Source organism: Arthrobacter sp. H5, assembly GCF_000520595.1.
In the GTDB taxonomy this organism is placed as follows: Bacteria; Actinomycetota; Actinomycetes; order Actinomycetales; family Micrococcaceae; genus Arthrobacter_D.
Window position 1 is genome coordinate 1 of sequence record NZ_AZSC01000332.1, and the last position, 10,873, is coordinate 10,873.

The 10,873-nt window shown below is 59.1% G+C and carries 11 protein-coding genes; 5 read left to right on the plus strand and 6 right to left on the minus strand.

Features of this window, described 5'->3' with window-relative positions:
• Positions 1-330: 330 nt before the first annotated feature.
• From Y708_RS0100885 to Y708_RS0100910, 6 genes are all read right to left on the minus strand, one after another.
• A complete protein-coding gene (locus Y708_RS0100885) occupies positions 331-2,343 on the minus strand; it encodes a fibronectin type III domain-containing protein (RefSeq protein WP_028278487.1) in 2,013 nt (670 codons plus the stop codon).
• A 25-nt stretch (positions 2,344-2,368) separates the two neighbouring features.
• A complete protein-coding gene (lepB, locus tag Y708_RS0100890; protein ID WP_028278488.1) occupies positions 2,369-2,833 on the minus strand; it encodes a signal peptidase I in 465 nt (154 codons plus the stop codon).
• Between the two features lie 73 nt (positions 2,834-2,906).
• Positions 2,907-4,532 carry a multicopper oxidase family protein gene (locus Y708_RS22030; protein WP_035774923.1) on the minus strand — a complete coding sequence of 542 codons (1,626 nt, stop codon included), beginning with the start codon at positions 4,530-4,532 and terminating at the stop codon, positions 2,907-2,909.
• Positions 4,533-4,647: 115 nt separating this feature from the next.
• The gene (locus Y708_RS0100900) at positions 4,648-5,181 is read right to left on the minus strand and encodes a hypothetical protein (RefSeq protein WP_051478381.1); all 534 of its coding nucleotides are present in this window, start codon (positions 5,179-5,181) and stop codon (positions 4,648-4,650) included.
• Positions 5,182-5,237: 56 nt separating this feature from the next.
• Positions 5,238-7,046 (minus strand): APC family permease, encoded by a 1,809-nt coding sequence (locus Y708_RS0100905; RefSeq protein ID WP_081746405.1) that lies wholly within the window; start codon positions 7,044-7,046, stop codon positions 5,238-5,240.
• Positions 7,047-7,303: 257 nt separating this feature from the next.
• Positions 7,304-8,059 (minus strand): ZIP family metal transporter, encoded by a 756-nt coding sequence (locus Y708_RS0100910; RefSeq protein WP_028278491.1) that lies wholly within the window; start codon positions 8,057-8,059, stop codon positions 7,304-7,306.
• 494 nt (positions 8,060-8,553) lie between these two features.
• Between Y708_RS0100910 and Y708_RS27235 the strand changes: the two genes are divergently transcribed.
• The 5 genes from Y708_RS27235 to Y708_RS0100935 all read left to right on the plus strand — a co-directional run.
• Complete coding sequence (locus Y708_RS27235) at positions 8,554-9,399, plus strand: hypothetical protein (RefSeq protein ID WP_051478383.1); 846 nt, start codon at positions 8,554-8,556, stop codon at positions 9,397-9,399.
• A 34-nt stretch (positions 9,400-9,433) separates the two neighbouring features.
• A complete protein-coding gene (locus Y708_RS22040; RefSeq protein WP_035774924.1) occupies positions 9,434-9,676 on the plus strand; it encodes an AbrB/MazE/SpoVT family DNA-binding domain-containing protein in 243 nt (80 codons plus the stop codon).
• On the plus strand, positions 9,673-10,071 hold the full coding sequence (locus Y708_RS22045) for a PIN domain-containing protein (protein ID WP_051478384.1): 399 nt from the start codon (positions 9,673-9,675) through the stop codon (positions 10,069-10,071). Before Y708_RS22040 ends, Y708_RS22045 begins: the two co-directional genes overlap by 4 nt.
• A gap of 21 nt (positions 10,072-10,092) precedes the next feature.
• The gene (locus Y708_RS0100930) at positions 10,093-10,617 is read left to right on the plus strand and encodes a VOC family protein (RefSeq protein ID WP_343212915.1); all 525 of its coding nucleotides are present in this window, start codon (positions 10,093-10,095) and stop codon (positions 10,615-10,617) included.
• Positions 10,618-10,692: 75 nt separating this feature from the next.
• Positions 10,693-10,873: hypothetical protein (locus Y708_RS0100935; protein WP_028278493.1), on the plus strand; the 181-nt coding region annotated here is incomplete at its 3' end.

Here is a 10,873-nt window from a genome sequence, read left to right on the forward strand (position 1 = left end):
CGCCAATACACCGGCTGGTACCGCCACATCACCCTCTCCATGTTCGCCCAGGCCTTCCTGACCGTGATCCGCTCCAAAAAAGGGGCCCTGCCCCCGCTGACGGCGTACTGATCCGGCTCTCACTGCCCGAAATCAGACGCCTGTTGGTCCGACTAGTCTGGCACCGGACCATCGCCCCCGAACAAGTCCTGGAACACTCAACCTGGCGTCGAAAACACCAGCACCGCGCCCGACATAGTCATTACAAAGCCCGCGGACACACCCCATAAACGCGACTGTAGTACTAGGGGGCGCTCGGCACGCTATCTGTGACCACTCGATGTATTTGCTCTAGCCGTTCGAAACTGTGAACGGTCCGGCCACACCTCCGTTGCTCGACTTTACATAGATTCTTCCCGGATTCTGTGTTGGCGCTGCCCCATTGCGCAGCCTGATGCTGAAGTCACCAATTCCTGGAGGGGCAGCAGCGGTTACAGTGGCAAGTGCGCCAGGGATTGCGGCCCCGATTGCACCGGTGCTCGTCACTCGGTGGACTGTGACAGTGGCGCCGACCATGGAGGCTGTGCCGACCACCCGGAACTCACCGGACTTCCATCTCGCGGAAGTGATGGTGAGCCGATCGGTAACCGGCTGGATGGTGGTGGTCACCTTCTGAGATTCAGCCCCGAATCCGGCCGCTGCCGTCTTCGCCTTGACGCTGAAACCGTAAGTGGAACCACCGGCCAGGCCCGTGATGGTTTGCGTTCTGGCAGTTGTCTCCGGGGGCTGGGCACTAAGCGGCAGCGCCGTCCCGTTAGTCCCGTTAGTCCCGTTAGTCCCGTACACGGTGACCTGGTATCCGGTTACCGATGGATCCGAAGCGTCCCAACGAAGCGTCGCGGACCCCTGTCCGGCCGTAGCGGCCAGACCCGTCGGAGCGGCTGGTGGAAGCGTAGAACCAGCAAGCGGCGCGTACTCACCCTCTATCAGCTGGAAGTTCCCCGCCTGGTCAAATGCTGCGACTTTCAGGGTGGTCGGTCCGGCGATGGGGACCGGACCAGTATAGAGCTGGGAGGTGTCTGACGGCAGGCCCCCACTGATCACGGGCGATCCGTCAGTAGTGAAGAAGTTCTGCCCGTCGCCGGTGACAGTCACTGAATTGGTCTTGGTGACAGCACCCGGTTCCGGCGCCGGTGTCAGCGCCAGCGTCGGCACCGTTGTGTCACCGGGCTGCGGCGCCGCGGCGGGTGCAACGGTGTACGCATCGCTCATGCGGGAACCGGCCAGTGAGCGGACCTCCACAGTATAGGTTGAGGCCGGGTTCAGATTGGTAATGGTGCTCTGAGCGGTGGAAGCGTTCGTCCGCGCGCCCAACTGAACCTGCTGGCCGTTCGTGACTGTCTGATCGATTGCAACCACGCTGTATCCGGTTACCGCTGCAGCACCTGGTTGTGATGCTGCGGCTGTCCACTTCACCTGCATGGAGGTCTTATCGACGGAATGTACCACCGAGGCGGCACCGGGAGAGGGCGCCGGTTGGTCACCCGGTCCGGCGGGGCATCCGCCCATTCCCGGACCGCCTAATTCCCCGAACTCGGCGATAGTCAATCCCTGTCGATTACCATCGGCGTCTTCCTGTTGCCACGCCATTGCTCGCTCACCCAGGTCTGCCGCTGCTGCGATTTGCGCAGTTGCCGGGTCGTTGAACTGATAGGTCGCCAGGAACGTTCCGTCGGTTGCAAATGTCAGACTTGAGGAATAGCCGCCCTTGGCCGCTGGTACCAGCGGACCCGGCAGCGCGCGGATATCGCGCCTGCCCACGTCGGTGGCTCCCAGATCGGGGTTGATGACCCGCTGTTCCATTTGCGCCCTGTTGACGTTCGGCCCTGTGCGTCCGAGCACAGTGAGGGTAGACCCTTCAAGGGTCATGTCCTGGGTGACCGCCGCATCTTGCGTGGTTGTTTCATCGCGGGTTCCGTCGGCGAAAGTAATGGAGACCGTATCGCCGGCGCGGATATCGGGGGTGACCTTTGCTGCAGTATCAGCCCCCCAGCAGACGCCGCCGGGGTGGTTGATTTCGAACGCAACGTCGGTTCCGGAGACAACGCTGCGGGCTGAGCCGACCGCTCCCGAGCCGGGCCGGGTGACCTCGACCAACGCTGTTTCGCCAGCATGGTCCTGGTAGCCCTCCACACTAACGAAATCGCGGTCGGGGAAGACCACGATGTTGTTGGGGAAGGCAGGGACAGCTGCCGACGCTTGTTGCGCAAACACCAGAGTGCCTGTCGATAAAGCTGTGGCGGTGATGACCACCAGCGCGAGGCGGGCTGGCGACCGACCCCGGCTGTAGTGGGCTGATTTCATTGTCTTACCTTTCGTTATGTCGTGGTTATTGTTGGCCTGCATGTAGGACAAATCCCGTGATGTCTTCCACCGGCAGTAGGCCGAAGTCCCTGGAGTCGATGGATCTTTCGCGGTTGTCCCCCATGACAAATACGGTGCCGGGCGGCACCTGAGTCTGTGGAAAATAGGTTCCGTCGATGCTCGCCCGGTCGACGTACGGCTCGAGAGCCGGGACATCGTCCAAATAGAGCTGCGCGTCCCTGATCTCGATCGTCTGACCTGCTTGTCCGACGACGCGTTTGATCATGGGGAGCCCGTCAGTTGGGGAGTCGAACACCACAAGGCCTCCCGTACTAATACTGGAAAGCGCCTGCGCGGGCTTCAGGATGAAGACAATGGTGCCGGGATTGATGGTGGGAGTCATGCTGTTTGACTCCACAACCATCGGTTCCAGAATCCAGATCCGCAATGCCAGCAAGAACATCAAAAGCGCAACTGCTATGACCGGCATCGGCCCGGCTCTTCTGTTCGGTGAGAGTCGGCGGGCAGGGAGGCTTAGGGTTCTTAGTGCCGTCATGTTGTCCTCAGTCCGTTTCAGGGTCCAGAGTCGGAGGCGCCGCGAGGATGGGATCGCAGTCGTCGATGTCTTTCTCGGCGAGACCGACCCGGAACTGGAACATCATCGAATGGTCTTCGTGGGGGAGGTTGTGGCAGTGAACCATGTAGCGGCCCTTGTGCGGACCGAACTTCATAATGACCTTCACCTTCTCGTTCTCGCCAATGTAAACAACGTCCTTGGGACCACGCTCCCAGGGAAAGGGCGCCTTCCCGTTTCGACTGAGAATTTGAAAGTCGATCAGATGAATGTGGACCGGGTGGAACCAGCCCCCCGATTTGTTTTCAATCTCCCAGACCTCAACGGCGTCCAGCCTTGGGTCTGCGCTGGCTAGCTTGAAGTTGCTGGCGATGACGTCCTCCCAAGTAACACCGTTGATGGTCCAAGGTTCAGCGAGACCACTCCGCTGGACGCGGAAGTTCCTCGTTTTCTCGGAATCTTTTTCCGTCAGGCTCATGACGTGGCTGCCGGCGAGCGACTGGGGGATTCGGTTCCACTGCGGGTCCAATTTCATGTGGCTTTCTTCGGCAGGGGTGAGCGCCGCAACGTCAAAGGCCATAATCTTGTTGGTGTCCGTGTAGTCCCGGTTGTTCGGGTTGGACAGGTTTCGAAGTTCTACACGGGTGCCCGCCTTGTACTTACTGAAGTCGATCAGCACCTCATACCGTTCAGCGGAGCCATGACGCCAGTTCGTGACCGCCTGCGACGCCGGCATCAGCCCACCATCTGTCGCAACGATATATACCGGATCACCGGTGCTCAGCGATGGACGGTAGGAGCGGGAAATGGAGGCATTAAGTACCCTGAATCTGTACACGCGGGGCTGGACCTTCATGACAGGCCACGCCCGGCCGTTGACAAGTACCACATCGCCCCATAGCCCGGAATGGTCCCGGTCATCGAAGCCAAGTGAACCGTCCGCGGCAAACATCGCGTCGCTGATGATCAGCGGCACGTCAAAGTCGCCTTGAGGAAGCAGCTTTTTTTCGATTGGATCATGCATGATGTACATTGCGGCAAGTCCCGAGTACACGTTTTGAGCGGTGAAATGGACTCCGTGGTCGTGATACCACAGCGTCCTCGCCGCCTGGAAATTGGGGTACTGGTAGTACTTGCAGAATCCGGGAGCCGTCACATCGCTGGCGTAACCGTCGAACTGCGGCAGCGAGGCGGATCCATGGAGGTGCGTGGAGGTGGCTAGAAGATGATGACCCCACTGCGGGTGACGCATCGGGAGCCTGTTGCGCATATCAATGACTGCCCGTGTTCCCTGATCGAGTTCGATCGTGGGACCGGGAAACGTTCCGTTGTAGCCCAGAATCCCTGTGCTTTGACGCGGTAGTATCTGAGCTGTGCCCTGACGCATGGCGATGTTGTAGTGGTTGACGAGCGAGCCGTCCGGGTCAACGGTTACTGACTGGGGCTGCAATTTGGGTGGGATGGTAAAGGCGCTCGTGTAGGGACGGGGCATGTCCCTCGCGCTGAGCTGGCTTGCTGATTTTGCGGATACTGTCGAAATGGGAACCGTAACGATTCCCGCTCCAATCAGCCCGAGTCCGCCTAATGCGAGGACTTCACGCCGGGATATGGACATGATGAATCACTTCCGTTTGACTGAATTTATGTGGGTTGCGCGATGGCGCGGACGCGTTTGGACGCACTACTTATCTGCGGGCATGGCAATGGCTGGGAAAGCTCGCTCTGGCGGGCTACGGTCCGCCGGTGTGATGCGTAGTACCCAGCGATAGACGGTAGCCGGAGTCATTTTCCAGGACGAGTTCGACGGCCCGGTCGGGGAGTTCAAAGACCAGCGTGGCGACGGCGAACTCGCCTTGGTCTATTTTTTCTTCCGTGGTTTCTGCCCAAAGAGGGCGCGGCTCGCCTGTTCCAAGGCCGTCAACAACAAACCCGGACGAATCGATGGACATGCCGTCAGGATCCAGTGCAGTGAACTGGACCACGATGCGAACCCGATGCGCACCTTCCATGGGTGCAACGTCCATCGCATCAGCAGACGCGGGCGGTCGCCAATTGTCCTTTTCCAAGGGGATGACACCGGAAATGGAAGCCAGTCCACCCGGAACCTCCGCTGATGCGCCAAGCTGAGTGCTTGGCTTGCCGGGAGAGGCGAAGACCAGAAGACCGAGGCAGATTCCAAGCAGACATAGAATACTCAGCGGGATGATCATCATCCGCCGGCGCCTCAATGGGAGGACAGCCTGTACGCCTGTCTGGGCTGACATAGCGTCAATATCCCATCAGCACCTTGGGGAAACCTCGTCTCTCGGGTGCCGCCGTGTTAACCGACGTGTACCCAAGGCCGTTTGGTCACATCCGGTTCGGCTTCCCGGAGTACTTCGCGGGTTACCGGCGCTATTTCTCCTTCCCCGGTAAAGAGGAACCTGAAGAGGTTGATCAGAGGGTCGCCCTCCGTCCAGCGGAAGTAAACGTGCGGCATCTGCCCTGTGACATCTCGGATGTGCAGCATGAGCGCTGCGATGGTATTTGGAATGTTTGAGCTGTGGACTTCGAGGATCTGATAGCCGTGGCGCTGGATGCCCTGTACTGAAAGTTCGGTTTCGAAATCTGAGGAATCATCGACAATTACCTCGATGAACAGAGGATTATCGGCTTCGTTCAAGTGGCTTACCGTGCAGGCATGCTGAAGTTTCCGACGGTATGCTCCCTCGGTGATTCGCGCGGGATCGTGAGCGATGAGGACGATCGGTCCTGAACCCTTGGATGAAACGAAGGAGAGGGCTTCGTCGTCGAACTGGATACTGGTGGCGCGGAGTTCGAAGGCTCGGCGGAAACGGGAGGCGAAGGAAACCACAATGATGCCGAGGATGAAAAACGCGGCGATTTTCAAGCCATCGGGCCTTTCAATCATGTTGATGACGGTGGTTATCATCAGGATGGCCGTCACCGCGCCGAAGCCAAGCGCGAGTGCTCCCTGGCCTTTGATCCGCGCTGAGAGCGTTACCGCCACGGCTGCCGAGGTAATAAGAACCAGAACGCCTGTGGCATACGCTCCGCCCTGCGCTTCGACGTCTGCTTCAAAGTAGTAGGTGAGCAAAAAGGCAATGACTGTGAAGACAATCACCAGTGGACGGGCGGTCTTTGCCCACGCCGGTGCCATCCCATAACGGGGCAGGTAGCGGGGAACCAGATTCAGCAGGCCCGTCATCGCCGATGCTCCAGCGAACCACAAAATTGCAATAGTGCTGATGTCATAAACAGTGCCGAACCCATCGCCGAGGTAGATATGCGCCAGGTACGCGAGCGCACGACCGTTTGCCTGGCCGCCCTCGCGGAATTCCTCCGGCGGAATGAGGATTGTCGTTGCAACGCTTGATGTGATGAGAAACCCGCTCATGATCAGTGCAGCCGAGGTAAGCAACTTGTGGGTGCCCTGAATCCGGCCTTCAGGTTTGGCAGCGGTGTCCCCTGGATTGCCCTTGATCAACGGCATCACAACGACGCCTGTCTCAAAACCGGACAAACCCAGCGCAAGGCGGGGAAAAACCAACAGGGCGGCCGCCACCATCATCACCGGGGAGCCGTGCTGTGTGTTCAGCGCCGTCCACCAATCATCGATCAGTTGCCTTTCACCAGCCACCTGGGCCAGTGACATTACAATGACAACAAGGTTGAGCAGCAGGAAAACCCCAACGAGCGCCACTGCGATACCGATCGCCGCGTGGAATCCTCGGAGGAAAACCGCCGAAAGAAGCCCCAGAAATACAAGCGTGACAATGACCTCCTGGCCATGTACCCAACTCGGGGCAAATGGGTTTTCGATCAAATGGGCGCTGGCATCTGCCGCCGAAAGGGTCATGGTAATCATGAAGCTGGTAGCGGCGAAGCCCAGCAGGACCAACACGAGGATCTTCCCCCTCCAATGTGGAAGCAACCGCTCAAGCATGGCGATTGAGCCTTCGCCGTTGGGGCTTTCGCGCGCAACCCTTTTGTAAACGGGCAGGGCTCCCAGAAGTGTGACTAAAACCAGAACTAAGGTTGCTAGGGGAGAGAGAAAGCCTGCGGCAACGGCTGCGATTGCGGGCTGGTAACCAAGTGTTGAGAAATAGTCCACACCAGTCAGGCACATTACCTGCCACCATAAATGCTTACGGGGGTTACCTGGCTTCCTTCGTCGCCGCTGGTTCTCATCGTCCAGGATCCAATACCCCAGACGGCGTGCCTTTCGGGACTGCCTGATGCCACGCAAAGTAGTTTTCACAACTGATTGTACGTCCACCAGTTGCGTCTATTCGTGAGGGCCTAGACAACCATTCTTCGCGTTCAGCAAGGACACCAATCAGAATGAGAAAGGAGACTGAATAATTTTGCTGAGGAAACGACGGGTTATCCCCCGACCTGATGAATTGTGAACGCAGTTAGGAAACCAATGGATGCGGTCAAGCCGGTGAAGTTGTGGTGCTCTTCAAAGGCTTCCGGGATCATCGTGTCAGCGACCATCGCGAGAATCCCGCCAGCTGCCACCGTCGTAATGAAAGCAATCACCCCACCCGAGGCGTTCTCCAGGGTGGCATAGCCGATCATGGAAGCGAGGCCGCAGAGCAGCGCGATTCCTCCCCAAAGGCCGAATACATAGCGGGCGCTTCTCCCAGCTTTTTTCATCCCGGCAGTGCCTGACAGACCTTCTGGAACATTGGAAAGGAACACTGCTGCCAGCATCGCAGGGCTCACCGATCCAGCCGTTACCAGGCCCACCCCGAGAACTATCGATTCGGGTATTCCGTCAAGAAGCGCGCCAAAGGCGATAGCGGTACCGCTGCCTGGGCTTTCCTGTTCAGATGGTTGCTGCCCTCTGGATCGCTTGCGATGTTTGGCTCCCGACCGAGCCAAGAGCATGTTCGCTCCGACATAAACAATCGATCCGGTAAGAAATCCGGTGACAGTCGGCCACAGTCCCCCTTCCTGCACCGCCTCATCAACAAGTTCAAAGGCCAAAGCCGAAATCAGCACTCCAGCCCCGAAGGACATGATCGATGACACCAGCTTCGCAGGGATCACCCAATTCCATGCCAGTGCGGAACCGAGCACCAATGCCGCCCCGGCAACTGTTCCCCATACCAACGCTTGAAGCCACATCGATATGCCCTCCACATCTCCAAGACCACGCTCATCCGCCATACCCGGCACAAAGCTCCGGACTCGAAACCATTCTGACGGGAAGATTCCTGTCAGGTACTGCCAACACTCCAAGCATGCGCTTTATCGCGGGGTTCGCAGGAGAGAATAAGCGCTCCCAACGACAGGGACTGTCACTCATCCTCACCTGCGAACCCCGTGATTTCGCGAGCGTTCCTCAAATGGATCAGCACCCGTCATTGTCCAGGAGCAGCGTCGCGCGTATCCTGACGACAACCAGCCCCCAACCAGCAAGGGAGTCGATCGTGTCTTTCCCACCACCGCCCGAGCCGCACCCGGATCCAACCGATCCGCAGCCGCACCCCTGGCCCGAACCCGGACCCGGCTCCCCCGACGTCCCGCAGGAACCAGACCCAGGGCCGTCCCCCGATCGCCCCTTCCCAGAGCCGGGGCCATTCGTTCCGCCGCTCTAAGCACCTGAAGTCCACCGACGGGACACAATGGATCTCACCACCATCGCGGCAGAGCTCTACGCGGAGCCGCTCGATGAGTTCACGGCTGCGCGCAATGAGCGGGCTAAAACCGTTGAGGACAAGGAACTGGCCGGTCAGGTCAGGAAACTGCAGAAGCCCTCCGCATCGGCTTGGCTGATCAACATGCTCGCCGGATACCGCGCGAAGGAGCTTCAAGGTGCTCTGGCATTGGGCGAGTCACTCCGCAAGGCGCAGGACGCCTTGGACCGCAAGCAACTCAAGGAACTGGGAACCAAGCGGCAGGCACTCCTCGCCGCAATGGTGAAGGACGGCGGGTTGCTAGGCGAGGAGTTTGGCCAGAAGATCAGCGCCTCCGTGGCAACCGAAGTGGAGCAAACGCTGCGTGCGGCCATGGCTGACGCCGGAGCAGCGGCTGCGGTGGCGAGCGGCCGTTTGATCCGGGCGCTCACGGCGAGCGGCTGGGAGCCGGTTGACCTCACGGGAGCTGTAGGCGGGCCTTTCGAGAGTCACACTGCGCACTCTGAAGGGGCCGGGGAGCCAGAGGATGACGCCGCGGCGCAGGCGCGGTCGGAGCTGGAGGACGCCGAGAGCCGCGCGGAACAAGCCGACGACGACGCCGAGCAGGCTGGCGCGCGGATCCAACAGTTAAAGGAGACACGGGAGAGCCTCGTGGCGCGGGTCAAGGAGCTGCGGAAACGCATCCGTGACCTTGAGTTGGACATCGACGGCATCGACGATGAAGCTGACGACGCCGCCCGTGAGCGGACAGGCGGACCGCTCAGCGAGGGAAACGAAGCGGGAGGTCGACCGTGCGCGAAAGCGATTCGACAAGATGACATAGGGCTTACCTGACTATTCGCAACTTACTCAACGTATAATGTAAGTCATGAAGGCTATATTGACAGTGAGTAGCAAGGGCCAGATCACGTTGCCGGTCGCAATGCGTGAGAGCCTTGGCCTGAAAAAGGGCGACCAGCTCGAGGCAACCATCGATCCGGCAGCACATCGCCTCACAATCTCACCGGTGATCTCTATCGAAGAACTGAGCGAGCGGGTTACAGGCTATGCGAAGAAGCGCGAACCGGTGACTGACGTGAACGGCTACTATCAGTCACACCGTTCCACGTGAGCACTGCAGGATCGCTCGATGCCAACATCCTGCTCCGCCTGCTGTTGCGGGATGTGCCTAAGCAGCATGACGCGGCCAAGGCGTTGCTCAATTCCGGTGGGCCGTTTCACATTTCAGATACGGCACTGATCGAGGTCATTTTCGTTTTGGGCCGGGCATACGGCTTATCCCGGGCTCAGCAGTGGGAAGCAATTGGCGGGCTTTTGAATCAACCGCAGATCGGCGGAAACGCCGACCTGTTCTCCGCGGCATTCGACCTCTACGTGAATCATCCAAAACTCTCCTTCGAGGACTGCTACCTGGTCACGGATGCGGAGGCCACCGACACATCGCTGCTCTGGACCTTCGACAGGAATCTGGCTCAGCAAACTTCGGCGAGATTATTGCCTGGCTGAGACCTTGCCCGGCATGGCGCCGTGGGCAAGACTGGCCATTGTCAGCATCCAAATGAAAGAGAAACCGTCATGCAGAAAATTAAGCCCTGCCTCTGGTTCGACAATCAGGCAGAAGAAGCCGTCAACTTGTACGTCTCCCTCTTCGACAACTCCCGAATCCTGAACACGTCCTATTACGGCGAAGGCAGCGGGCCTCAGGAAGGAACCGTGCTGACGGTGGAGTTTGAGCTCGATGGCGTGCAGCACCAAGCTCTGAACGGCGGACCCCAGTTCACGTTCTCGGAGGCGATCTCGCTCTCCGTCACCACCGAATCCCAGGAAGAAACCGACGAGTTGTGGACCAAGCTCACAGCCGATGGCGGCGAGGAATCAATGTGCGGCTGGCTCAAGGACAGGTTTGGCTTGTCCTGGCAGATAATGCCGCGCCAATTGGGCGAGATGATGGGTGATCCCGATCCCGACAAAGCAGGCCGCGTGATGCAGTCAATGCTGGGCATGCGCAAGATCAACATCAGTGAACTGCAAAAAGCGTCCGACGGCGTCTAGCGGGAGTTTCCGGGATTTTCTGATTTTTGGGCGTTTCGCCCAGTATTGGCGCGGTTTTTGTAGTATTACCTAGATATGACTTCGATTGTGGGCAAGAAGCAGGACGGCAAAACGTATTACTACGCAGTGGAGTCCGCCCGGGTTGACGGCAAGCCCCGCATCGTCTCCCAGCAGTACCTGGGTTCAGCAGAGGAGGTCATGGCCAAAATTGCAGGCGCCGGGCCCGGAGGTGCCCCGGTGCGCACCGCCCACCACA